This is a genomic window from Pseudoalteromonas sp. OANN1, from assembly GCF_024124685.1.
In the GTDB taxonomy this organism is placed as follows: Bacteria; Pseudomonadota; Gammaproteobacteria; order Enterobacterales; family Alteromonadaceae; genus Pseudoalteromonas; species Pseudoalteromonas piscicida.
In genome coordinates, this window is record NZ_JAMXSE010000003.1 from 181121 (window position 1) to 206069 (window position 24949).

General features: G+C 43.8%; 20 protein-coding genes and 1 pseudogene. 9 read left to right on the plus strand and 12 right to left on the minus strand.

Annotated features, from left to right (window positions below):
* Positions 1 to 12: 12 nt before the first annotated feature.
* Both NH462_RS04170 and NH462_RS04175 read right to left on the minus strand, forming a co-directional pair.
* On the minus strand, positions 13 to 1632 hold the full coding sequence (locus NH462_RS04170; RefSeq protein WP_253104328.1) for a FapA family protein: 1620 nt from the start codon (positions 1630 to 1632) through the stop codon (positions 13 to 15).
* Between the two features lie 164 nt (positions 1633 to 1796).
* The gene (locus tag NH462_RS04175; RefSeq protein WP_010368484.1) at positions 1797 to 2690 is read right to left on the minus strand and encodes a LysR family transcriptional regulator; all 894 of its coding nucleotides are present in this window, start codon (positions 2688 to 2690) and stop codon (positions 1797 to 1799) included.
* A 110-nt stretch (positions 2691 to 2800) separates the two neighbouring features.
* Here NH462_RS04175 and NH462_RS04180 point away from each other — a divergent pair, with 110 nt between their 5' ends.
* The 3 genes from NH462_RS04180 to NH462_RS04190 all read left to right on the plus strand — a co-directional run bounded on the left by NH462_RS04180 (position 2801) and on the right by NH462_RS04190 (position 8822).
* Entirely contained in the window at positions 2801 to 4369 is a 1569-nt protein-coding gene (locus NH462_RS04180) for an NADH-quinone oxidoreductase subunit L (RefSeq protein WP_253104330.1), read from the plus strand.
* A complete protein-coding gene (locus NH462_RS04185) occupies positions 4369 to 6801 on the plus strand; it encodes a DUF2309 domain-containing protein (protein ID WP_253104332.1) in 2433 nt (810 codons plus the stop codon). Before NH462_RS04180 ends, NH462_RS04185 begins: the two co-directional genes overlap by 1 nt.
* Before the next feature lie 137 nt (positions 6802 to 6938).
* Positions 6939 to 8822 carry a hypothetical protein gene (locus NH462_RS04190; protein ID WP_253104334.1) on the plus strand — a complete coding sequence of 628 codons (1884 nt, stop codon included), beginning with the start codon at positions 6939 to 6941 and terminating at the stop codon, positions 8820 to 8822.
* Positions 8823 to 9355: 533 nt separating this feature from the next.
* On the opposite strand, the gene NH462_RS04195 is transcribed toward NH462_RS04190, so the two are convergent.
* Positions 9356 to 10669 (minus strand): AAA family ATPase, encoded by a 1314-nt coding sequence (locus NH462_RS04195; protein ID WP_253104335.1) that lies wholly within the window; start codon positions 10667 to 10669, stop codon positions 9356 to 9358.
* Between the two features lie 250 nt (positions 10670 to 10919).
* Between NH462_RS04195 and NH462_RS04200 the strand changes: the two are divergent.
* Positions 10920 to 11378, plus strand: a pseudogene (locus tag NH462_RS04200) (DUF3427 domain-containing protein); the annotation flags it as partial.
* 18 nt (positions 11379 to 11396) lie between these two features.
* Here the strand turns inward: NH462_RS04200 and NH462_RS04205 are convergent.
* Together NH462_RS04205 and NH462_RS04210 are read right to left on the minus strand one after the other, a co-directional pair.
* Positions 11397 to 12008, minus strand: a complete 612-nt coding sequence (locus tag NH462_RS04205; protein WP_253104336.1) for a hypothetical protein — start codon at positions 12006 to 12008, stop codon at positions 11397 to 11399.
* A gap of 63 nt (positions 12009 to 12071) precedes the next feature.
* Positions 12072 to 12932 (minus strand): YicC/YloC family endoribonuclease, encoded by an 861-nt coding sequence (locus NH462_RS04210; protein WP_017217062.1) that lies wholly within the window; start codon positions 12930 to 12932, stop codon positions 12072 to 12074.
* A gap of 153 nt (positions 12933 to 13085) precedes the next feature.
* On the opposite strand from NH462_RS04210, the gene rph reads away from it, so the two are divergent.
* Positions 13086 to 13799, plus strand: coding sequence for a ribonuclease PH (rph, locus tag NH462_RS04215; RefSeq protein WP_010377321.1), 714 nt, complete (start codon positions 13086 to 13088; stop codon positions 13797 to 13799).
* A gap of 21 nt (positions 13800 to 13820) precedes the next feature.
* A complete protein-coding gene (pyrE, locus tag NH462_RS04220; RefSeq protein WP_017217061.1) occupies positions 13821 to 14465 on the plus strand; it encodes an orotate phosphoribosyltransferase in 645 nt (214 codons plus the stop codon).
* Between the two features lie 98 nt (positions 14466 to 14563).
* Here pyrE and NH462_RS04225 read toward each other — a convergent pair whose 3' ends face one another.
* On the minus strand, positions 14564 to 15277 hold the full coding sequence (locus NH462_RS04225; protein ID WP_045962055.1) for a response regulator transcription factor: 714 nt from the start codon (positions 15275 to 15277) through the stop codon (positions 14564 to 14566).
* Between the two features lie 126 nt (positions 15278 to 15403).
* Positions 15404 to 16564 (minus strand): M23 family metallopeptidase, encoded by a 1161-nt coding sequence (locus tag NH462_RS04230; protein ID WP_253104338.1) that lies wholly within the window; start codon positions 16562 to 16564, stop codon positions 15404 to 15406.
* 180 nt (positions 16565 to 16744) lie between these two features.
* Here NH462_RS04230 and NH462_RS04235 point away from each other — a divergent pair, with 180 nt between their 5' ends.
* Positions 16745 to 16906 carry a hypothetical protein gene (locus tag NH462_RS04235; protein WP_017217058.1) on the plus strand — a complete coding sequence of 54 codons (162 nt, stop codon included), beginning with the start codon at positions 16745 to 16747 and terminating at the stop codon, positions 16904 to 16906.
* Positions 16907 to 16912: 6 nt separating this feature from the next.
* Here NH462_RS04235 and NH462_RS04240 read toward each other — a convergent pair whose 3' ends face one another.
* The 5 genes from NH462_RS04240 to yegQ form a co-directional block, all read right to left on the minus strand.
* A complete protein-coding gene (locus NH462_RS04240; protein WP_017217057.1) occupies positions 16913 to 17851 on the minus strand; it encodes a GGDEF domain-containing response regulator in 939 nt (312 codons plus the stop codon).
* A gap of 2 nt (positions 17852 to 17853) precedes the next feature.
* Complete coding sequence (locus NH462_RS04245; RefSeq protein ID WP_253104340.1) at positions 17854 to 18258, minus strand: response regulator; 405 nt, start codon at positions 18256 to 18258, stop codon at positions 17854 to 17856.
* A 2-nt stretch (positions 18259 to 18260) separates the two neighbouring features.
* Complete coding sequence (locus NH462_RS04250; RefSeq protein ID WP_253104343.1) at positions 18261 to 20948, minus strand: PAS domain S-box protein; 2688 nt, start codon at positions 20946 to 20948, stop codon at positions 18261 to 18263.
* A gap of 232 nt (positions 20949 to 21180) precedes the next feature.
* The gene (locus NH462_RS04255; RefSeq protein ID WP_010377334.1) at positions 21181 to 21426 is read right to left on the minus strand and encodes a YfhL family 4Fe-4S dicluster ferredoxin; all 246 of its coding nucleotides are present in this window, start codon (positions 21424 to 21426) and stop codon (positions 21181 to 21183) included.
* 2 nt (positions 21427 to 21428) lie between these two features.
* Positions 21429 to 22787 carry a tRNA 5-hydroxyuridine modification protein YegQ gene (gene yegQ / locus NH462_RS04260; protein ID WP_253104346.1) on the minus strand — a complete coding sequence of 453 codons (1359 nt, stop codon included), beginning with the start codon at positions 22785 to 22787 and terminating at the stop codon, positions 21429 to 21431.
* A gap of 311 nt (positions 22788 to 23098) precedes the next feature.
* Here yegQ and ndk point away from each other — a divergent pair, with 311 nt between their 5' ends.
* Together ndk and NH462_RS04270 are read left to right on the plus strand one after the other, a co-directional pair.
* Positions 23099 to 23530, plus strand: coding sequence for a nucleoside-diphosphate kinase (gene ndk, locus NH462_RS04265; protein WP_010377338.1), 432 nt, complete (start codon positions 23099 to 23101; stop codon positions 23528 to 23530).
* A 195-nt stretch (positions 23531 to 23725) separates the two neighbouring features.
* On the plus strand, positions 23726 to 24862 hold the full coding sequence (locus NH462_RS04270) for a bifunctional tRNA (adenosine(37)-C2)-methyltransferase TrmG/ribosomal RNA large subunit methyltransferase RlmN (RefSeq protein ID WP_039494386.1): 1137 nt from the start codon (positions 23726 to 23728) through the stop codon (positions 24860 to 24862).
* Positions 24863 to 24949: the final 87 nt, after the last annotated feature.

Genomic DNA, 24949 nt, shown 5'->3' on the forward strand with positions numbered 1-24949 from the left:
GCAAAGTGCAGGCTAGGAACCTGCGGTTTTAAAGTCTATTTTAACTTGGTTTTCTTGCAGTGTTGCTGAGCAAGGGGGATAACTGCGGGTTGTTTTATACACGCGGTCAAAAATATGGATTTCAACCCCTGAATGAAGCGCTTTGTTTGCTGCAAGTTTCGTGTTCTCGAGTAGATCGTGTAAGTCGTGATCAAGCTGGCTGAGCTTTTGCTCAAGGTGCTCGGCTTGTTGACAGTAGTGCATCTGTGTCGCACCAATTTTAGTTTTGAGTTGTTGCTTTTTAGCGGCGTCTTTTACTAACTCTGCTTTTTCAATCGCTTGCTGTAGTTGATCTAGGGCATCATTGGTGGCGGCGACTTCTTTGAACAGGGTGTCGGTTTCTTGGGTGATTTTAAGACCTTTGCGTGCAAGATAAATCATCATCTTAGCGCCAGATTCACTGCCAATCTCTCCTGCAACCACCATTTGCGCATCTATGATTGAACCACCTATTAACTTGCCGCTTGGATGATCGCCAGTGCCAACTTGTATCAGCTTTTGTGCTTTAATATCGCAGTGGTTACTTTGCTTATTGATAATAATGTTATCGCCTTCAAGGTAAGTATATTGTCCATGGGCAATCTCAATATTGCCTTTGGCGATAAGCTTGCAGGTTAAGCCTTGCTCATTATTTTGATGGTCGACGTGGCCAATCACGCCACCTCGCACTTCAATATGACCACCTGCAATAAGTTCTCCAGATTCCACCGTGCCGAGCACTGTGATATCACCTTGTGCGGTAACGCGCATACCAGGTTCTATATTATGAGTGACTATGACGCTGCCATTAAAGTCGACATGACCACTTTTTACTGTGACATCGGCAATCGTAAATACGTCATCTACGCGCATTCCATTGGCGATATCTGAGGGGCAACCTGCGATAGTTGCGATAAGCTCTAGTGGGTTGTTGGGGTTGATCTCGGTGCCTTCACCCGCCATAAGCTGGAACGATTCGCCGGGCTTTGCTTCAATACTTTCACCGCTAACCGTAAAGCCTTCTTTACCTGGCGTTGCGGGCTTTTGAGTGACCAGTAAATCTCCCGGTGCAACGCTTGCAAGCTTACCAAAGTCACGCATATCAACGGTGCCATCTTCACGCATTCTAGGCTGCTTGAGCCTTTCTTTTAAAGTTTGTACGTGCGGCAGTAATTTTGCTGACTGGCCGTCTTGTGGGGGTCGGCCTTGGGCGATTAGCCCAGATGCCTCTTCACCTGGTGGAAGTTCAAATTGTTTGCGCAGGATATTTTCTAGGTAAGCTTGCTTATAGCCACGACTGACGCCAGCTTTGACAATGGCTTTTTTCGCTTCTTCTAATGATATCGCTTTACCACCACGAGCCGTTTTAAGTTGCCCAAAGGCCTGCATTTTATCGTCACTTAAGGTGACTTCAAATTCAGCATCATGTTGTTTAGCAACAACGATTTGGCTCTCGGGGAAGTCGCTTTGGAAAAAGGCATTAATCGAGTCGTGATCGATTTCGCAATCGGCAAATTGTGACTTTTCAAGGGCTTCAATCACAAACGCAGCACTGGGCGGTGAAGCAGACTTCACATCCATTAAGATATTGCCATTGTGCGCAAGCTTGAACACGATAACTGCCTCGTCGAATTTTTATCCTATAGTTTCAGCTTGCTAAATAAACATCAATTGGTCAAGTGCTTAGGCCAATTTTCTTACGTTAATATGGGTTAAGTTAAAAAACAGAAATAAATCGTGATTTTCTAATACTTTCAGGTGAATGAAAATCAGCGCGCTTAAAAATGTGCGGGCTTATCACGCGCTTCTTGCAGTAGTATTTTAATCGCTTCAGGAACAACCTTTTTCTGTGTTGAAATCGCATAAAAATACTCATAAATATTAGGTAGTTCCTGATATTGCTGTAGCACCCCTTGGGCTATTTCGTCTTTTACTACTACGGCTGGTAAAACAGCCACCGCGCCACTGTCTCGTGCCAGTAGTCGCATCATCGCCATATCGTCGACCTCTGCCAAAATGTTGGGGAAATACTGATACTGAGCGCACAGTGCATTAAATGCGGTGCGTAAATCTGAGTTGGCAGGTGGCAAGATCCAGCGTGTTTTTTCAAAGCCTTGTGGAAATGGCGTGCTTGGCTTGAGCGCAGGCGGACCAATGATCGCCAGCGGTTGCTTGGCTACTAGTTGGCACTGCCAATAGGGATCTGACGTATCTAGATTTATTGTTCGGTTGGTAAGCACTAAGTCCAGCTCATAATTAGTTAAGCCGTTGAGTAGCTCTGAAATACTGCCTGACTTTAACTTAAATTGTACATCGCTGCGTCGCATCAAAGGGCTAATAAAAGCTTCTACAAAGTTACGTGACAATGTGGTCAACACCCCAATAGTTACGTGGGTAGTTGACTGTACGCCTTTGCTTAGCAAGGCTTCGAGCTCTTGCCCTGTGGTAAAAATATCATCGGCATAGCTTAATACCTTTTTACCCTGATCGGTAAGCATTAGGCTACGGCCTACACGCTCAAATAGCGATACTCCGACATTATGTTCCAACTGTTTGATTTGCGCAGAAAGCGCAGATTGCGAAACATGCAATTCTTTAGCTGCTTGAGTCAGGTTTCCGAGCTTGGCAACCTGCCAAAAGTAGTAAAGGTGGTGATAATTAAGTCGGCTCATCTATATATAAGTAAAATAGAACGAATAGTTAAATTATATCTATTTTTATTAAATTAAAAAGGTTGGAATAATGACCTAATTCAATACTTAGGTGAGAACCATAGAAAGCGATGATTAATATCTTAGTGGTGCTGTTGCTATTACACTTTTTGATTGCGGCGTCTTTCATGAGCAAAGCGTCTCGTAGTAACGCTGGGTTATTTCGTATCGCGAACGGTTTTGCCATCGGTGTGGCAATTTGTATCGCTCTTGGCTGGGGGAGTTGGGCAACGCAAGGTGATATTGCTAGTGGCCTGTTTGAAATAAACTTTTTACGGCTTAGCGTGGTGTCATTAATTGGCTTTATGAGCTTTATTTTACTGCGTTACTCCATTCACTATTTACATGGTGAAAAACACCGGGGCCGCTATTTTCGCTATCTACTTACCACATTACTGAGCGTGACTATTGTGGTGCTTAGTAATCACCTAATCCTATTTTGGTTGGCTTGGGTCGGCATTAGTTTGAGTCTCCATCGTCTACTGCTGTTTTATCCTAACCGCCCGAGAGCGGCATTGGCCGCACACAAAAAGTTTATTTTGGCGCGCTTGGCAGAAAGTGCATTGCTTGGGGCTTTTATTTGTATCTACCTCAGCACTGGCATGCTCCAGCTTAATGACATCACCGACTATTACTTAACTCACGCAACGACACTGACTGTTCTAGAGCAATCTGCAGCTGGCTTACTTGCAATTGTGGCACTGATAAAGTGCGCGCAACTGCCAGTGCATGGCTGGTTGATGCAAGTGGTTGAATCGCCCACACCGGTGAGTGCTTTGCTGCATGCAGGGATCATTAATTTGGGCGGTTTTTTGGTGATGATGTTTGGTCCTTTGATTTTACGTGTAGAAGCTGCGAAATGGCTGATCTTAATCGTGGCAGGAATAACGACATTATTGGCCGCACTTATCATGACAACGCGGATCAGTTTAAAAGTGCGTTTGGCTTGGTCAACCTGTGCACAAATGGGGCTGATGCTAGTGGAGTGTGCTTTGGGACTTTATGAATTAGCGCTGCTGCACTTATTAGCGCATTCAGCCTACAAGGCCCACGCATTTTTAAACTCAAGCCAGTGGATCCATGAAGATTTGACTCGTCGCTTGAGTGACCAGCTTGAACCGCCGTTGTGGCAATGGCTCATTGCACTTTTCGTGGCAACTGGCCTCACAACAGCAGCTGCAGTTGTCATTGAATATCAAGGTCCTATCAGTATTTGGGGATTAATGGTTGGCGCATTAACGGTGTGGCTAGCGCTGCGTTTTGAGGCGCAAGCCCCTAGTAGCTATTTTAGAATTATCACCGCAGCCGTTGTGTTATTGGCAGCCTATAGTGCGCAAAAGTGGCTATTGCACTTGGTGGTCGCGCTACCAAATTATCTTAGAGCGCAAGCACTCGATGGTGCTGATATTTGGTTGCTTAGCTTAGTAGTGGTACTTATCGTAGTAAATTATCTGCTCTATTACCGCGCACATTTGGTAACGGTGCAAAAACTCTCTCGGGTGTTGTATGCCGGGCTGTATTTAGACGAGTGGATGACGCGATTGACCATACTACTTTGGCCCGTCCATTTACCAAGTATTAAAAAGCAGAAACACCTAGCCATTCATCGCTATGCTGCAGGGCACGAGGAGCAGAAGTAATGATAGACATACAAAATAACAAACAGACTCAGCTATCCAAGCCGCAACAGCAACAATTACTGAGCGCTGAAACACGTATTGCGCCAACTTGGCCGCTCGATCAATTGATCGCAGTGAATCCATTTTGGGGAATGCGCGATCTGCCTTTTGATGCTGTGGTCAATAAAATGAGTGCGTTGGCACAGGTTAGAATGCTGATGCCCGTGGCATTTTATCTAGAAAAATGGCAGCAAGAGGCGATTTCAGAGCAAGCGTTGCAGCAATCTGCGGCACATTACGGGGTGGATCGCAGCACCAATACGCTACTTAATTGGCTCAAAAAAAGTCACTGTGGCGAGTTGCCACATTGGCATACATTAGCGGACTTGCTTGACCGTTATCGCTCTGAGCATAAGATGCCTTGGCAGGAGGAGATCTGCCACCAAATTAGCCAATTTTGCGCCGCGCATTATCAGCAGGTGCAGCCTATTCTCAAACAAACCCAAGGTGAAGAGAGACTCTGTTTGTATCGTCATTGGCATGAAACTGTATCACGAGATTTGGGAATAAGCATCGTCATGGGGGAATCGGGCTTAGTGGATTACTTTAAGGCTTTGCCAACGTCTCCTGAGTCTTTAATTGCACTTGCTGTTGACACCTTAGGGATTGGTTTTAATGAGCTGAGTGATTATGCGCACATGCTCCTATCAGATATTAATGGTTGGGCATCTTGGGCGGCTTATGAACGCTGGCAAGCCGATCTTGCTCAGCATCCGGCTTCCGATATGCGTGCGTTATTGGCCATTCGAATGGCGTGGGAGCTGGTGATTTGGCGTTATGTGAGTGAGCGCCATCCAACGACCTTTACCCGTATTCAATACCATTGGAACAAGCAAAAGCAGCAACTTGCTGAGATTGTGCTTGAACATAAAAAAGCATTGTTGCCGCGCCTGGTATTTCAGCGGGCACTCGAGCTCAGTTATCAAGCCACTTTAGTGGGGCAGCTAAAGACTCAACAGGTAAAATCTGAGGGGGCTCGTGAGCAAGCCACACCGACCTTACAAGCGGCTTTTTGTATTGATGTGCGCTCAGAGGTGATCCGCCGTGCGTTAGAAACTCAAAACGCAGGCATTCAAACCATAGGTTATGCTGGATTTTTTGGCCTACCGATTGATTATCATGCGACTAACTGCCGTTTTAGTCGGCCACAGTTACCCGGATTATTAAAAGCACCAATCACCGCAATACAAACGCCCGCACCCCAGCACCTTGCCACAAAACGGCAGCAAGCTGGTCGTTGGCATAGCTGGTCTCATTCTGCTGCGGCTTCATTTTCGATGGTGGAGTCGATGGGGATGAGTTACTTTTATCAGCTATTTAGCAAAGTGTTTTCATTGCAAAAAACTCAGCACCCCGTCGATAGCCATATTGATTCAAGGAAGTGGCAGTTAAAACAAGGCGAGCAAGAAGTTACTGTTTTGGAGCAAGCTAAACTCGCAGCTGGCATATTAAAAGGAATGGGACTGACTGAATTTGCTGATACAGTCCTATTGGTTGGCCACGGAGCGCATACCACCAATAATTTACATGAAGCCGGGCTGCAATGTGGTGCATGTGGCGGCCAGTCGGGGGAAGTAAATGTTAAAGTACTCGCGCAACTTCTTAATGACCAAGCTGTACGCGCAGAATTAATTGCGCAGGGCACCACTATTCCATCGCAAACACGGTTTGTTGCAGCGCTACATAATACCACCACTGAAACAATAATCCTCTATGGTGATGTAGATATAGAGATAACCCGCTGGTTAAAGCAAGCAGCGCATCTGGCTCGAGTAGAGCGCGCCCATACGCTTGCGATAACTGGTAAAGCGTTATCCGAACAGCAATTAGAGCAGCGATTTATAGCCCGTACTAAAGATTGGTCTCAAGTTAGGCCGGAATGGGGCCTTGCCAACAATGCGGCATTTGTGGTTGCGCCGAGACAAGTTACGCAGGGGATTGACCTGCAAGGTCGAGTCTTTTTGCACGAATACAGCGCCGAGCAAGATCAAGACTTTAGCCAGTTAACTGCTATTTTAACCGCCCCTATGCTCGTCACTAACTGGATCAATATGCAATATAACGCTTCGGTAACCGATACTCACAAATACGGTAGTGGTAACAAGGTATTGCACAATGTAGTGGGGGGCAGAATTGGAGTGTTTGAAGGCAATGGTGGAGATTTGCGAATTGGTCTGCCAATGCAGTCCGTTCACAATGGTGACGAATGGATGCATACCCCACAACGTCTAAGTGTGATCGTACAAGCACCAACCGAAGCACTAGAGCGAATCATGACAGCACACCCAGTTGTAAAACAATTGGTAGAAAACGAGTGGCTTTATCTTCTGTCTATTTCGCCTAATTGTAACGAAGTTAGACGATTTGATAATAGTAAGTGGGAACTTCTTTGAATTCAAACGAAACTCGTTGCAACTTAACAAGTTATTGTGCAGAGTATTGCAGAAATTGAAAGGTGTGGCTGGACGCTGCGTAAACTAGACGACCTCCTAGCCACCGACATTGGACTGTTTATACAAGGAGGCTGCTAGTGGCTTTTGATTATGGCTCTATTGATTTAGGGCTTAAAAACCCATTTAAAACGGAAGGTAAAATCACTGCTATTCGTGGTGCAATACAAACTATTGCTGGAATTGCATTACTGGTGATTGCCGCCAGCTCAGTTAAGAGCGATGCGGGTATGGGTTGGATCATCATGCTATTTGGCATGTTGATTTTAGGTCTTGGGATCACTTCTCTTGCAAAAGGAATATATGCAACGCTGCGTTTTTTTGTGGGTCGTAACCATCCCACCTCTTTAGCTTATAACTTCAGTAAATCAGAAACTTCAACCGCCCAGCAAGAAAAGACTGATGTGGCTTATGCGGCGAAAACGCTAGAAGAAATGTTGATTGGCCGAAAGAACAGCACGTTTGTAGAACCGAAAGGGTTCTTATCGCGTTTACTTCACAGCATTGCACCTAAATTACTCTTTCTCCCTTACCCGATCAGAAATATGAGCCAACGCTTATTTGGTGCATGGGTGAGTACATTAACTGCACTTGTGCTTTATGGTGTGGTGGCGTTTGTATCGCTTTCTGGCTTTGCCGGTGATGCTGGGGAGCTGACTTTCCCAATCTATAGCACCTTACTGATGATATATATTTTGTCATGTTGGTATAGCGCGGCTAAACCGATTTCACGCAAAGCGGAACATGCCATTGAATCTTTGGGGAGTGCGACCCTCACTAAAGTGATTTCGCTCTCTTTTGTGCTACCAATCCTGATTGGTTTAACTTTGTCTTACATCATGGATGAAGGAAAGTTAAGTAAAGCCGATATTGAGCTCTTTTTTGCGCCGTTACCTAGTCTTCACACTTGGGCTTATCTCACGGGCGTTATCGTGCTTGCACTTGGCTGTAGCGCCATTATTGCTGTTATGCTTAAAGCGCGTTTAGACAAAGTAAATCCAGTGGTTGAAGTATCTGAGTTAAGAGAAAACTGGCAAGAGTCAGTACATCCAAACGAGATATTTATTAACCTCGACAACTTGGTGATGGCTAATCGCCGTTATAAAGAAGTACCAAACCGGGTTTATCGTGAGCTAGATCCCAGCTTGCAAGAACAAGTTGATGGTAAAGGTGGCTTTAAAGGTGAAATGATCCAAGAAGTACAACCTAAAGTCCTACCCCTAGATTTAGGTAAATCATTCGAACGCTTTAGGTTTTTATCTTTGCTAGGTGGTAACTTACTGCTGCTAGTGACCCTTGGATTAAGCGTCTTTTTTGCTTATGCCGTAGTAGATATTTACCACTATATAACGAGCGCCAATATCAGTAATTTTTCTAGTGCTTTCAGCGAAGAGAACATCGCGTCATTCAGCGCTGTTGTGATGGTAGCCGTACATTTACTGCTAAGTGGCTTATTGATTAAATCGTTTGCGTCAATGCTAAACAATGCTGCACACGTATTCTACGCCGAAATGCAGTTTGAATCTCTGCTGGTTTATTTTAAGTGTGAAGGGACATTTACTGAGTCTAAAATATCAACAGGTACTGGCATTCACGATTCCACACGCTCTGAAAATACGCTAGTACGCAGCAGTATTACCCCTTGGGTAGTGGTGTCGAGAATTGTATCAACGACCTTCGCTGCCACGGGCATGAAAAACCTAGAGCACCCAAGACATATTTTAGAAATGCATAAAGACGATGCACAGCTAAGCGACATCCGTAAAGATGTGATTAGCTTCTTAAAAGACCGAGAATCCATCGCCGCAATTACCAGCGAGCGTGATTTAGGTAACGCCTCACAAGTGTACCAACTCAATCAGCAAACAAGAGCGGTGGATCAAAACCACCAACTGCGTGCAAGTAGTGATGAAGTCGGTGCTTATCTACGCCGAGAAGAAGCACTCGAAAATAAAGAAGAGTAAAAGACAAATGCCACCCTCGGGTGGCGTTTTTGTTGAGGTTAGTGAGCTTTATTCAATATATTTTTTTGAATTTGCTCATTGAGTGGTAATCTAAACATTAAAAAAATTCAAAAGCTTACCGAAAATAAACCGTTCAAAAATGCCTGTTTTCTCACCAAGCTGCCCACCACTTGTCTATGGCTTTTACTAAATCTTAGTGGTGCTTCTTGGCTATGACTACGGAAAAACAGTGCCGTTTTTATGCTGCTGTTAGGACTTAAAAATAGAGGTTTTGAAGGGCTTTATCGAGCACGATTTCTGTCAACATAATTTGGCCATTTTTTGCTGGTTCTACGTGATAGTGATAAGTCAGCAGAAACTCACCTAACCTGAAGTGGACATTATGGTGTCCATTTCAATAGAAATAAGCTCAATATGGATACTATGGTATCCAATTGAGGTAAGACTGAGTGTCGAATATCAGGTATCAAGGTCTACAGATTGTTACCTTTGAAGTAACTTTATGTAGACCTCGGGGGCTAAGCAACGCGCTTTTACCATCTCTGAGGTAAATACTGCGTGAAATACAAAGGCATTACGATTTTGGTTTGTTCTAACGCTGATGAGCCTTGTGTACCAGTTAACTTAAAAGTTTTACTTGGTGCACATTTTTCAACATAAGATGCCAACGATTTTGCCCTTGTACGGTTACCACTTTTGACTTCAACAGGGATGATATCGCCTTCATCGGTTGCCAAAATAAATTCGATTTCGGCGCGGGCGTCATTCCATGAGTAACTTGGGTCAACGCCGATGGCTGTGAGCTCTTGCTGCACGAAGTTTTCAGCCACGTAACCTTTGTATTCATAGCTTTGTTGCTTAATCTCTTTATAACTGCTGCCTAGCATATGATTAAGCAGCCCCACATCAAATAGAAACAATTTAACCATATTTTCTTTTTTATAGGCCGCTAGTGGCGATTTTGGCAATCCTTCAACAGGGTAGTTTGGCAAAGCTAAACGGCAGCAATGAAGCCAATGGATCGCGGTTTCAAAATCGCTATAACGAGATTTACGCTCATGCACATGTTTAAATTTAAAGCGTTTAACGGACTCATCGCTGACAAGTGATAGCTGCGCTGGAATGCTATTAAACACAGATTCAATCAGTGTAGCATCGACCTTGCCTGCGTACTTACCAAAATCGCGGCGATAACCTTCAACTAAATCGGCATGAATTTTTGTGACTTTTTCAACACGCTCTAGAATGCTTGAATCCTTATACTGATACCAAGCAGAAACGGCTTCCGGCATACCACCGGTAAAAAAGTAATCTGTTAGTTTATCCATCAATTTAGTGTGCACCGCAGGTGTGCTTGCTTGACTGTCAAACGCTTTGATCAGCGCTTGCTCGTTTGATGCATAAATAAATTCTTGGAAGGTCAGTGGTCGTAAATTGTATTGTTCTACCTTGCCCACAGGGAAGGTGTTGAGCAAACCAATATTTGAACCGCTGGCAGCGACAAAATAGGAGGGGGCTTTCTCGGCAAAGTACTTAAGTGAGGTAACGGCACGCTCACATTCGCCAATTTCATCTAATATCAGCAGATCGGTTTCTGGGTTGAACACCTGATTGGTCAAAAGCTCAATGTTCATTATTAGCTCGTCAGGTGAGAGTGAGCCATCGAACGCTTCTTTGTAGGCGGGATTTTCAAGAAAGTCGATACGAAGGATGTTGGCAAAGGTGTTACCAAACAACTCTTGCAGCAGATAGGTTTTACCTGTTTGTCTTGCGCCATCGATTAATAATGGCTTGCGTACAGATTGGTTTTTCCATGCCATTAAGGCGTTAAGTAAGTTACGCTGCACTGTTATTTCCTGCCAATTAAGATTGTTAACGACCTATACTATAACTAAAACCACACTTTTATGCGCATAAAAGTGTGGTTTTTTACATTTTTACGCGCATAAAAGTGTGGTGGTGTTCGTTCTAATTGAAAAAGACTTTCTCTTTTTGACAAGGGGGCAGTATGGGCAAAGTCTTAATTCACGACACTTAGTCACACACCAACCCTGCCCACACGGTATTTATCACTTGGGGCATTATGTAAATTCTGGGGCTCGTTATGCCAGAGAGCAAATATTGGTTGGCTTTGGTGTGTCTACTTTTGAAAAGCAGGCTAATTCTCGAGAAGGTGTTTTTAGCATTCGAGAGCAAAATATTGAGCTGCTATTCGTTACGTTGAATAAAAACGAAAAGCAGTTTTCGCCCACTACTATGTATCACGACTACGCGATAAATGAACAGCTTTTCCATTGGCAAAGCCAAAACTCAGCAAGGCCTGATTATGGTAGAGGTCTAGACTATGTCACTCACAAAGCAAAGGGTAAGCGACTTTTTCTGTTTGTTAGAGAGCAAGCAAAAGACGAATTTGGCAAAACCATAGGATTTGTTAACTTTGGCGAAGTTGACTATGTATCGCACACTGGTAGGCAGCCCATGAACATTACTTGGCAGTTGCGAAATACCATGCCGACGTTTATGTGGAAACACGCGGCTAAGTTAGCAATGGCTTAGCAGGTTGATATTGGAGCGTTAGCTTAATAAAGCGAGCATTTCCTTAATGGGCCAAATACAGTCTTTTTGTCCTTTAACCATACAAGGGCGTTCAGCTAACCAGGCGGCAGTTCTATAAGGCGAACAATCCATGATGTTAATTTGGTCGAACCAAAGTTGATGTTCTATATCGCCTTTCATTTGATTCATCGTCCCTTGCACACTACGGTTATTGGCTTTGGCGATTGTTAGCGGGCCGAGTAATGAAGCTGCTTTTTGTAATTGCTGGTTAGTTGCACCTACTTTTAGCAAGGTATTCATAAAGCTATCAGCAAATAGAAAATCTAACTTTGCAAAATCTGGTTTGGTGAGACCAATAATAAATACCGGAAAGCGGGTTTGATTATGCATCAGGAGCACACAGTTTCTGCGTTGTATTGTGAGCAAATTAGCATGCCAATCTGACAAAGGGTGAGTGTTTGGCGTGCTTAAATCAGTCAGCTTTGCATCGGAACAAGCGGGTATAACTCCTTCATTGACAGGGAGCTTTGCAATGAGTTTTTGTGTACAGAAAAGGTTAATCATGCGGTTGCTTTTTTGTTCTAATAACAGTTGAAGTTTAGCGAAATTATGAAGGTTAATATACTTCATAAAATGAACCCAATAAAAAACCGCCGAGAGGCGGTTTTTCAAAGCTGATAGAATATCGGTGTGTTATTCAATATTCTGGATCTGTTCGCGCATTTGCTCAATTAACACTTTAAGTTCAACGGCGGCGTTGGTGATATCGCTGTTGATTGACTTTGAGGCTAGGGTGTTAGATTCGCGGTTGAATTCTTGCATCATAAAGTCTAAACGACGGCCACAAGCGCCTCCTTTTTTGAGGATTTTGTGGGTTTCTTTGACGTGTGACTTGAGGCGGTCGAGTTCTTCTGCAACATCTTGCTTTTGCGCAAGGTAAATCAGCTCTTGCTCTAGGCGGCCTTCGTCGATGTCGGTTTTTAGTTCTTCTAATTTTTGTGAAAGTTTTTCACGTTGCCACTTAGTGACTTCAGGCATGTAGCCTTCAACGATGGCAACTTGCTCTAGAATACCTTCAAGACGAGTGGTGAGCATGGTTTCTAGGTTTTCGCCTTCACTTGCTCGTGCAGCTTTAAAGTCTTCTACAAGTTCATCAAAGCCACCTAACAGTTCGCTGTTTACGGTGTCTAAATCGACTTCTTCGGCTTCCATTACGCCTGGCCAGCGTAGAATATCTACAGGGTTAATATCACCGCCGCTTTGTGATTGTAGCCACTTTGCGCTTTCAACAAGTTGCTTTGCGAGCGATTCGTTGACGGTTAGTTGGCCAACGTGTGCAGGATTTGCGGTGAACTTTAGGAATACTTCAACTTTGCCGCGTTGTAAGTGTTTACGCAGGCGTTCACGTATTACTGGCTCTAAGCCTCTAAATTGTTCTGGTGCGCGGATAAAGGTTTCGAGGTAGCGTTGATTCACTGAACGAATTTCCCAAACCCCAGTGCCCCAGTCACCTTTCACTTCTTTGCGGGCGTAGGCGGTCATACTATGGATCATATAAAGTCCCTAAATTAGCTTGGTTTAACCGGGGCATTATAGCCGAATTTCCGCACAGCCCTAAAGTGAATTTTATTTTTAGTCGGATCGCGTGGCATAGTCTCTATGATCCCTTTATAATGTACGGCAAATTTTGATGATGGGGGAACGTGGATGCGTCCAAGCGAAAGAACTGCAAATCAGATCAGGCCGGTTACATTTACTCGTAACTATACAATGCACGCTGAAGGCTCAGTAATGGTAGAGTTTGGTAACACAAAAGTGTTATGTACGGCTTCTGTAGAAGCGGGTGTGCCACGCTTTATGAAAGGTCAAGGCAAGGGCTGGATCACCGCAGAATACGGTATGCTTCCGCGCTCTACACATACGCGCAACAACCGTGAAGCGGCGCGTGGCAAACAAGGTGGCCGCACCATGGAGATTCAACGCTTAATCGCGCGCGCATTACGTGCCGCAGTTGATTTAAAAGCGTTAGGTGAGAATACCATTACTATCGACTGTGATGTGATTCAAGCGGACGGTGGTACACGTACGGCGTCAATTAGCGGTGCTTGTGTGGCATTGGTAGATGCACTAACTCACATGCGTGCCAAAGGCATGATCAATGTAAACCCGTTAAAGTTTATGATCGCGGCAATCTCGGTTGGGGTTTATAAAGGTCAGCCAATTACCGATCTTGAGTATCTTGAGGATTCAGAAGCTGAGACAGACATGAATGTGATCATGACTGAAACTGGCAAACTGATTGAAGTACAAGGGACAGCTGAAGGCGAACCGTTCTCGTTCGACGAGCTAGATGAGTTACTTGGTCTTGCGAAACACTCAATTCGTGAAATCATTGATCTACAAAAGCAAGCGTTAGCGTAATCAACACTCAGTAGGAAAAACATGAAACCGTATCAAAAAGAGTTTATTGAATTTGCCTTAGAAAAGCAGGTGCTTAAGTTTGGTGAGTTTACGTTAAAGTCTGGTCGTACTAGCCCTTATTTTTTCAATGCAGGCTTGTTTAACACAGGTCGTGATCTGGCCCGTTTAGGTCGTTTCTATGCTTCGGCATTGGAAGATGCTGGCATTGAGTTTGATGTGTTGTTTGGCCCAGCGTACAAGGGTATTCCTATTGCGACAACGACAGCCGTTGCACTTGCCGATCATCACAATAAAGATGTGCCTTACTGCTTTAATCGTAAAGAAAAGAAAGAGCACGGTGAAGGCGGTAACTTAGTAGGTTCGGCGCTTGAAGGTCGTATTATGCTTGTTGATGATGTGATCACCGCGGGTACTGCTATTCGTGAGTCGATGGAAATTATTGCTGCTAATGGTGCTGATCTTGCTGGCGTATTAATCGCATTAGATCGCCAAGAAAAAGGCAAAGCTGAGCTTTCTGCTATTCAGGAAGTTGAGCGCGACTTTAATACTCAAGTGGTGTCTATCGTGAAATTGGCTGATCTGATCACATACCTTGAGCAACAAGGTGGTATGGATGCGCACTTGGATGCAGTTAAAGCATACCGTGATAGCTACGGTGTAGCGTAAGGGTAAGACCTACGATTTTCTGCTGATGGCTAGTACCATGCTAGCCATCAATTTACTTCTCTTTCATCTCAGTTTTATTGTGTGTCTTTACACAGCTCTTAATTCAAACTCACTATTGGTATATGGCGTAGCGCCCAATTAGCAAGCTCAACTCGGTTGCGTGAATTGGTTTTTTTAAATGCGCTGTAGATATGCGTTTTAACTGTGTGACTACTGATGTTTAGTCTATCTGCAATATCTTCGTTTTTAGCACCAGCAGCAATAAGCTTGATCACAGACTTTTCTCTGCCGGTAAGCATATTTAACTCTTCATTACTTAAGATAATGTCGCTGTTAGGCAATGCTTGTGGCATCGCGGCAATCAGTTCGCTAAATGCCTCTGAGATGGCGCTGCGACAAAACCAAAGCTCGCCTTTGAGCACACTGCTTAATCCTTGAAATAACGTCTCTGGCGGAGCATTGTGATAGAGTATGCCTTTCACATTGCCAAGTAGCGCCGTTTTTTCATTAACGCTGTCTTCATTGGCATTAAAGAGCAGTACTTTGTGTTTAGCCGCCAATAGCTTTACTTCAGCACTGATAAGTTCATTGCAATCTCGGTGTTCTGTATCCACCAAAAATAACGCGATTTGTTCACGCAACGCAGGCTCTGGTAGTCGGGTATCAACTTTGACTGTATGTCCTAGCGTCTCTAGCACTTTGATAAGCACAGTATAATTGGTGGAGCTGGTATTGGCTCGAGCATGAGTCAGAATAAAAAACGCTCGATCTTGCCATGCTAGCGAGTTATTGGAATATTCCTTTGCAAACATAGAAGTATTAAATCCTTTTTTATTCCTGATTAAATTTAATATACATTTGTTTTACAAAAATTTTAAGTTTTTTATTAGGCTCAAACTAAAAAGTTGAGCCTAATACCATGGTTGTGCAAGTTCACGTTACTTATATAACGCACGCCATGCACAAGTACGATACCCATTCTTCTCAAAGAAGAAGCGATTACAGTTATCGTCATAGTTGGAGTTACCCACATCTATACGATAGCCGCTGATGTACCAGTTATGCAGTGAAATATGCCCACCGTTGTACAGCAGCGAAAAGTGAACGTGAGGACCGGTTGATTGGCCTCCTTGGCACAATGCCGTTGCTTTATCATCCGCATAACGGCCAAGCCAAGCGCCTGCAGAAATGACATCACCAGTGTTATATTGCAAACTTTCCATATGATAATACTGAGTTGAATAACCGCTTGAGTGAGTCACGCGAATATTACAAGCTGAGTAACGAGTCACTGTGCCGCCATGCGCTGCTTGAACCCAAGGTGTATTACTTCCCCAGCCACCTGAGCCGTTATTAAAATCAAGCGATGAGTAAGGGTAACCAGAACCGGTATTTGAGTGTGCACCACCGCTATACCAAGCGTAACCGGATGGCCATGGGAAGCTCATGCTAAAGCTAGCAGCTGATACCGCTTGTGTTGATGCCTGCTCACTAAAAGCGATGCTGTTGTCCGCTTTTAATGCCAACGACTCGCCGTTAAATAACGCTTCGTATGTATTGAATAGGGCATCTGCCGATGCGTGTGTCAGATCAGCAAGTGCGACAGTTGCTTCGTTTACCGCTGGTAACTTTTTGGCTTTGCCTTCATCACTAAGTTTTTGGAATGCGTAGTATCTCGCACTTAGATTAAGCGCTACATCTTTTACTTGCGCATCAAACCCTTGTTCATGAGAAAGTTTACCAAACGGTGCTGAGAGAGAGTGTTTATCAGGATTGCTTACCACACCTGACTCAAGCTCCATTAGTGCCAGCAATAACTTAGGGTTGATGCTGGCATATCCTGCATAGTGCAAGATCACTTCGAGCTTATCACTTAAATGCGGTGCCGTGCTATCAAGCACCTGCTGCCAATCAACTTGCTGTAAAGCATTGCTGAAAAGAAACAGTTCAGGGTTTACTGCCATTACACTTGAAACAGGTAAGGCACTGATGTGTTCAGCAGTAAATTCAGGCATAGCTACTGAGTCATGTTGACCAGCAGCAGTTGCCTGATGTGAGAGGAGCGCGACTAAACACGCTGATAGATAGTGGCGTTTCATGTTGTATCCTTTTTGTTTGTTTTTTGTTCAATTAAGTTATACTAAATTGTGATTATTTTGTAAAATAAAAGTTTAAAATGTGGTTTTTATTGATGTGGATCATATGTTTCTTATCCGATAAATTGGGGTTTAGTGTAAAAGCGACTATAGAAAAGAAAGTAATGTGATGTGGAGGTTGCTATGAAAAGGCAAATTACTCTGTCTCAACTAGAAGAGTTGCTTGAAGAAAGGCAAGGTGGAGAGCGTCGAATACAACGAAGTAATGTTTTGCCTTTCGTTGAAAGGCGCAAACATGTTAGGCGAAAGTCTGATAGGCAATACTTGCACGATAGAGTTGAATAGTACCCGCTATTCCTGCTTTGTTGAGAGTCCCGCATCTGAGTACAACGCATACGGTAATTGATTTGTCTTAGCGTGGTACATGGCTTTATCTGCTTTAGCAACTAACTCTTCGGCTGATGTTGCGTCAGTTGGATAAATCACAGCGCCAATGCTTAAGTCCAGCTTTACTTCGCGGATATTTGCGCTTTCATCTTGGAGACAGTAATTATCACTGAGCAAGTCATACTTATGCTGAGCAAGTTTCCGTAACTGATTTTTTTCGGTTAGGTGAGGGGCGATAACCACGAATTCATCACCACCATAGCGTGCGACAAAGTCCGAGGCACGTTTATACATTTTAAGTTTTGCCGACAGTATTTTTAATAATTGATCGCCCGCTTGATGACCAAGCTGATCATTGACTGGTTTAAAGTTGTCGAGATCAATAAACAACACACCGAAACCATGACCATATCGCTCTGATTCACTAATTGCTCTTTCTAGTTCGCTATCAAATGCGCCACGGTTATGTAGCATAGTGAGCCTATCCATCACCACCAGGTTCTCTAGATTCCGCTGCATTTCGTAGCGTTCTTTTGAGAAGGTTATTGTACGTGCTAGCAGTGGGCCGCTCACTTCGTGTTTTGGGATATAATCTTGCGCACCAAGTTGAATGGCTTTTTCGCCAAACAGCGTTTCAGATACCCCAGTTAGCACAATTATTGGGGCGCTAATGGGCAATTGTTTTACTTTAATCAGCGTGGTAAGACCTTGGCTTTCATCGATGTTCAAATCAATAAGGATGGCTTCTGGCTTAACTGTGTTTAAGGCGGTTTCAAGTTGCTCTAAATTTTTGAAGTGTTTAACGTTAAACTTTTGTCTACCATCAGTACTTGCAAGTGTGCGCTTAACTAAGTAAGCATCTTCATCGTTATCTTCAAGTAGATAAATCAGCCATGTATTCATAGTTACCCTTGCACGACACAGTTATTGTCAAACCAATACTGCTTGATTAATTTGATCAACGACTCTAAATCACTCAAGCGTCCGGGCTTGGTAATGTATGACTTAGCACCCAATTGATATGCCTTACGAATGTCACTGTGGTGAGTGGAAGTGGTATAGCACACCGTTATTAATTTATCGGCAACCTGTTCATTTTTTAAAGCTTCCATGACTTCAAAGCCACTCATTTTTGGCATGTTTAAATCCAGTAAAATAACTTGGTCGTAGGTTGCGATAGAATCGAGGTAATGCAGCAGCTCATGACCGTCAGAAAAAATTTTAAGCTCTGGCGCATTGGTAAGACTGCTGTATGCTCTTTTAAAAAAGTAGACATCATCTGGATCATCTTCAACTAATAACAGTTCCATTATTACTCCTTAACTTCTTTTGGCAGTATGATTTCAAATAAAGCGCCATCGTCACTTTGTAGGCATTTTATCGTGCCGCCATGTAGTTTTATGATTTGTCGGCACAGCGCAAGTCCAATACCACTGCCATACTCTTGTGTAGTACCAAAACGCCTGAACGGTTCAAAGATTTGCTGACGTCGAGATTTTGGGATCCCAAGCCCATTGTCTTTGTAATGGATCACCGTTTCATGGCCGGTTTGGCTGGCGTAAATTTGGATTACGGGCGTAACCTCTGGTGACTTAAACTTAATGCTGTTACTGATTAAGTTTTGCAGCACTTGAAGAAAAAGCGAGGGATCAAGTTCGATAGGTAATTCACCATTCTCTAGCTTAATTTCTGCGCCGCTTTCCTCGATACTAAAGCTCATCACTTCACAGATATCTTCTAACAATAAAGTGAGGTTGGTTGTTTGTAGCTTCAACTCATGGGAATGCAAGCGTGATAGCTTGAGTAGGTCTTGGATCATGATCCGCATTCGTTGACTGGCATCTACCAAGCGTTCTATTTCAAACTTTGCATCGTCGTAGTCTTTTAAATCTGGCGTAATTCTTTGCGCCAAACTGTCTGAAAAAGCGGTGATCTTTCTGAGTGGCTCTTGCAAATCATGAGAAGCAATATAGGCAAAGTGCTCAAGGTGTGCGTTAGATTCTTGCAGCTGTAATAGCAATTCGGTGTGCTCGGTCATATCGACAAAAGTACCCAGCATCAACTCTGGCTCGCCATTGTGATCTCGAGTGATCACGGTATCGACAGAGTAACACCAAACCCAATGCCCCTCTTTGTGTCTAAAGCGATACTTTATTGGGATAAGCTCACCATCTTGGCTAGCTCTCACCTCATCAATATGCTCGTAAACGAGTGCGTGTTCACTTTCATGAAAACACAGCTCTAAATTTGTGCTTTCTAATTCTTGAATTGTATAGCCAAGGAGTTGAGTATAACGCTTGTTTATCCGGGTATTCTTGTGGAGTTTTAAGTCGTAGAGATAAAGGCCGCATACCGCTGAGTCTATCATTCGCTGTAAAAAGCGCTGGTTGTCTTCCAGTTCTTTTTCTGCGAACTTTCGCGCCGTAATATCAACAGCGATACCGACTATTCGCTCGACTTGGTTTTTACCGTCTTTAAGTGGATAAAGAGTCGTTTGGTACCAATATTCTTTATTTTTGAAGGGTACCATTTCGGTATAATCTACGGGTTTTGCAATCTCAACACAAAGTTGGTAGTTTTTTTCAATCCTATCTACTAGCTCAGCCTCTAACGCTGTACCTCTGAGTTCATGGAGGGTTTTACCTAGTATTTGGTCGAGTTTTACGCCTGTGCGTTGACAGGCAAACTTATTGTACTCAAGCACTCGAAATGTTTGGTTTTCTTCTACCTTTAATAGCCAAATAGCCTGACTTGCGCCTTCGTAGATGGCATTGAGAATTTTGTTTTTTTCCGCGATTTGCAGCTCAAGAGATTTTTTCTGATGGATATTTCTTAGTGCCCCAGACATCACCACAGCTCTACCTTGGTCGTCAAATTGGCTGTTGCCAACGGCGGAAAACCACGCGTATTCTCCTTTGTTGTCTCGCCCTAAGTACTCTACAAAATATTGATCTTTGGTGGCAAAGTGATGGTCTATGGCATCTTGCACTTTGCCCTGATGGTCTGGGTGGATATGTGCAAACCAGTCGTCATAGGTGACTTTTTCGTCGTCGCGTTTACCTATCATGGTTTTTAAACGAGATGAATAGCTGACGCTGTTGTCGACAACGTTCCACTCCCAAATGCCATCTTCGGTTGCCCCGATTGCACGCTTCATTTGTTCGGTGGACTCCGCGAGTGCTTGCTCTGTGCGTTTAAGTGACGAAAGGTTATTAAACACCGCTAAAATGAGATTAGCACCGTCATGGGGTTCTTGTACTAAGCGCATCTCCATCGGGATTTGATTGCCAAATTTGTCTTTCACATGGCACAGTGCTTCTTTACTGTAATCGTTTTGGTTAAGTAGAGATTGGCTAATGGACTCTAAGCTGTCGAACGGATCATCCAAACTGACGATATCGTGTAATCTCAGCCCAATTAATGCATCTGGCGTGTCGTACCCAAGCTCGCGATAAAAATAAGGATTGCACTTACTCACAGTGAGTAGCTGGTCAAGCAGCAAGGTACTGGTGGGTAAGGCATCGAGCATAAACTCGGTAACTCTGTGTTGGTCGAGTTGCGAATGAAGCGCTTGCTTTTCATCGGTAATACGTTTGAGCCTTGCGGTTACGCCATGGAATTGATTGGGGGTTGGGATTGCGACGGCGCTTGGGATCAGTCTAAAAAGGTAAACCGCCGTTACCATTGAGATAAACGCTGTGACTGCTTTTGAAATGCCATGAATACCATAAGCGCCATGCCAAACGGTATAAACGCCAATTAAGTGCGTGAGTCCACACAAGGTGATGAAGCTACAGAACAACACAAAGACCCAATTTCTGCCAACATCAGGGCGTTGTTTTGCATAAATCATAATCGCCATGGGAATCGAAAAGTAGGCGGCGGCTATCAATATATCGGAGATAACATTGGTCCATAGCAAGTGAGGTTGCCACAAATAGCAATGACCATGCGGCATGTACGCGCTATTAAAAAATGACTCAAATGAGTTCAAATCCATGTTATTTCCTTACCTCAACGTAAAGCCGATTCATATAAAAATATCCGCGGTTAAGACGGTAAAAGCGCACTCAAGCTGCGATAGTAAAATACGCTTTAAAAGTCCTAATGCTCTGCTTTAACTGTAGTATATCTATTTGAAATTTCGACAAGAGGTGTAAGAAATCTTTATCGCGAGGTAGGGAAGAGGCTTGTTGAGAGGTTAATAAGGTGAAGCGCGTAGCTTCACCTTATTATTCGGTGAGTCGAAGGTACTTTTCGGCTAACTGATCAAGGCTTTCTTTGTGGTTTGGATCTGGTTTGATGCAATCAATGGGGCAGACACTCACACAGGTTGGTGTGTCGTAATGGCCGACGCATTCAGTGCATTTGTCAGGGTCAATTTGATAAATTTTATCGCCCATGTAAATGGCTTGATTAGGACACTCAGGGTCGCACATATCACAGTTGATACATTTATCATTAATAAGCAGTGCCATCGTTATGCCTTTTTAAAAGGATTACGAGTGTCCTCACTTTGGCCCAAATTGCGCATTAAAATGGCGTGACTTAAGTCTATGTCTTCTGGCAGTGGAATTTTGACGATATGACCAGAACCCTTGGCGTCATCTATCGCTTCACCTTTTTTATTTTCCATGTGTTCCAGATTAAAGTGAATATTGCCCTTAGGCGTCATCAATTCCAAGCTGTGACCAGTACAGAACTTGTTTTTAACCTCAATCTCAACGAGACCATTATTAGTGCGACCTAGCACTTCACCAACAAACTGCTGTTGGTCAGACACCGAATGACCGTAGTCGTAATTTTGATAGTCTTGATGTACATGACGTTTCAAGAAGCCCTCGGTATATCCTCGGTGGGCTAGGTTTTCTAGGGTTTTCATTAGGCTTGGGTCAAATGGTTTACCCGCAACGGCATCATCAATGGCTTTACGGTAAACTTGTGCGGTGCGAGCAACATAATAGAATGACTTGGTTCGGCCTTCGATTTTAAGGCTGTGCACGCCCATGCGGGTCAGTTGATCAACATACTGGACAGCACGTAAATCTTTGGAATTCATGATGTAAGTACCATGCTCATCCTCAAATGCTGGCATGTATTCACCTGGGCGACCTTGCTCTTCGAGCATAAACACTTCGTCGGTGGGTTGACCTTCCCCTAAGGTTGGAATAATTGCTTTTGGATCGACCTTATGGACAACATCGCCAGTTTCGTTTTCTTGACCCGGTTTGACATCGTAGCTCCAGCGGCAGGCATTGGTACAAGTGCCTTGGTTTGGATCGCGCTTGTTGATATAACCCGACAATAAACAGCGACCAGAATAAGCCATGCATAAGGCGCCATGAACGAACACTTCAAGCTCAGTATTTGGGCACAATGTACGAATTTCTTCTATTTCTTGTAGCGACAACTCGCGAGAAAGAATAACGCGCTCAACCCCTTGTTTGGCCCAAAATTGCACCGCCGCATAGTTAACAGCATTCGCTTGTACGGATAGGTGAATTGGCATGTCTGGCCACTTATCGCGCACCAGCATAATTAGCCCGGGATCGGACATGATAAGCGCGTCTGGTTTCATCGCGATAACGGGCTCAATATCACGTAAGTAAGTTTTCACTTTGCCGTTGTGCGGCGCAATATTTGATACGATATAGAGCTTTTTGTTTTGCTGGTGGGCTTCGTTAATACCGATTTCGAGGTTGTTTAGGTCAAATTCGTTATTGCGTACACGTAGACTGTATCTTGGTTGTCCGGCGTACACAGCGTCGGCACCGTACGCAAAAGCGTAACGCATATTCTTTAAACTGCCGGCAGGAGAGAGAAGTTCTGGTACAAACATGGTTTACCTCATACATTGAACTAGGGCCTGTTGAGTGATTTCGTGTGCTGATTCTAAAAAGCGGCGCAGTATAGAAGAAAGCTAAGTAAGTAATTTTGATGTAGATCAGGTTTTTTGACATTGTGCAAGGAAGGGCAAGAGACCTTACTGTTAAGGCTTCTGCTGGCAATTCTGCGTATTTAATCGACAAATAATTCACCAAACTTTCGTTTCTTCGCAAAGAAAGCGGCGCGAGATAGTAGGTTTTTTCTACCAAAACACGTATAATTCGCGCCCGTTAATATTCACAATAATATTTTGGAGCAAAAAAGATGGCTTTAGAGCGCACTTTTTCAATCATCAAGCCTGATGCTGTAGCTAAAAACCACATCGGTGCTATCTACAACCGTTTTGAGTCTGCTGGTCTTAAAATCGTTGCATCAAAAATGGTTCACCTTTCTCAAGAGAAAGCTGAAGGTTTCTACGCAGAGCACAAAGAGCGTCCTTTCTTTGGTGCACTAGTTTCTTTCATGACTTCTGGTCCAGTAATGGTTCAGGTGCTTGAAGGTGAAGACGCAGTTCGTAAAAACCGCGAAATCATGGGTGCTACTAACCCTGCTGAAGCGCTAGCTGGTACACTACGTGCTGACTACGCAGACAGCATCGACGAAAACGCAGTACACGGTTCTGACGCGCCTGAGTCTGCTGCTCGCGAAATCGCTTACTTCTTCGCTGAAGAAGAAATCTGCCCACGTACTCGTTAATTCGAGACTTGGTGCCAAAGAAGGGCTTTCGAGCCCTTTTTTTGTCCCGTAGCTAAGTAAAGGGATTAGCGTGCTTTGTAAAGTAATCACACTACTTCACAAAACACGTTACATTATTTGTGATGTTTGCTGCTTTTTTGTACAATGCGTTGTTGGCAATTTAGCTGTTCTTACCGTCTTTAACCGAGGTTGTTCATGACCACTATTGAGAAAAAAATTAACTTACTTGATTTAAATCGCGAGGGGATGCGCGAGTTGTTTGCATCATATGGCGAAAAGCCGTTTCGCGCGGATCAGGTGATGAAATGGATTTATCATTTTGGTATCGACAACTTTGATGACATGAGCAATTTGAACAAAAAGTTGCGTGCGCGGTTGCAGGCTGAGTGTGAGATTAAAGCACCTGAAATTTCAGTAAAGCAGGTGGCTTCTGACGGTACCATTAAGTACGCCCTATTGCTTGAAGGCGGCCAAGAAGTTGAAACTGTGTGGATCCCAGAAAAAGACCGAGCAACACTGTGTGTATCTTCTCAGGTTGGTTGTGCTTTGGAATGTACTTTCTGCTCAACGGCACAGCAAGGCTTTAATCGTAACTTAAAAGTGTCTGAGATCATTGGCCAGGTTTGGCGCGTGGCAACCGACATTGGTCTGCATAAAGGCGATAGCACTAAACGCCCAATTACTAACATCGTTATGATGGGGATGGGTGAGCCTCTGTTAAACCTAAATAATGTTGTACCAGCGATGGAACTGATGATGGACGATTGGGCATTTGGTTTATCCAAGCGCCGCGTTACGCTAAGTACATCGGGTGTGGTACCTGCGCTTGATATTTTGAAAGAAAAGATTGATGTGGCACTGGCGATTTCGCTACATGCGCCAAACAATCCACTACGTGATGTGCTTGTACCAATCAACAAAAAGTATCCGATTGAAGAGTTCCTAGCAGCATGTCGTCGCTATATCGATGGTTCTAAAGCAAATAAAGACGTCACCATTGAGTATGTGATGCTACAAGATGTTAATGACAGTACAGATCATGCCCATGAGTTGGTGCAAGTTCTCAAAGGCACGCCGTCAAAAATTAACCTGATCCCATTTAACCCGTTCCCGGGTAATGAATATGGTCGCTCTAGCAACAGCCGCATCGATAGGTTTTCTAAGGTGTTACAAGCAGCAGGACTGACCTGTATCGTTCGTCGTACCCGTGGCGATGACATTGACGCTGCATGTGGACAGCTAGTAGGTGATGTTGTAGACAGAACCAAGCGTTTAGCTAAGAAAAAACAGCGTGACGATAACGCCATTGCTGTCAATGTGAGCGCACAATAATATTCATGAGCTGGGTTTACCCAGCTCATTTCATCTTGACCACAGATAAGTTCTGACTATCTGGTAAAAAATAGATGAATCTCTTAG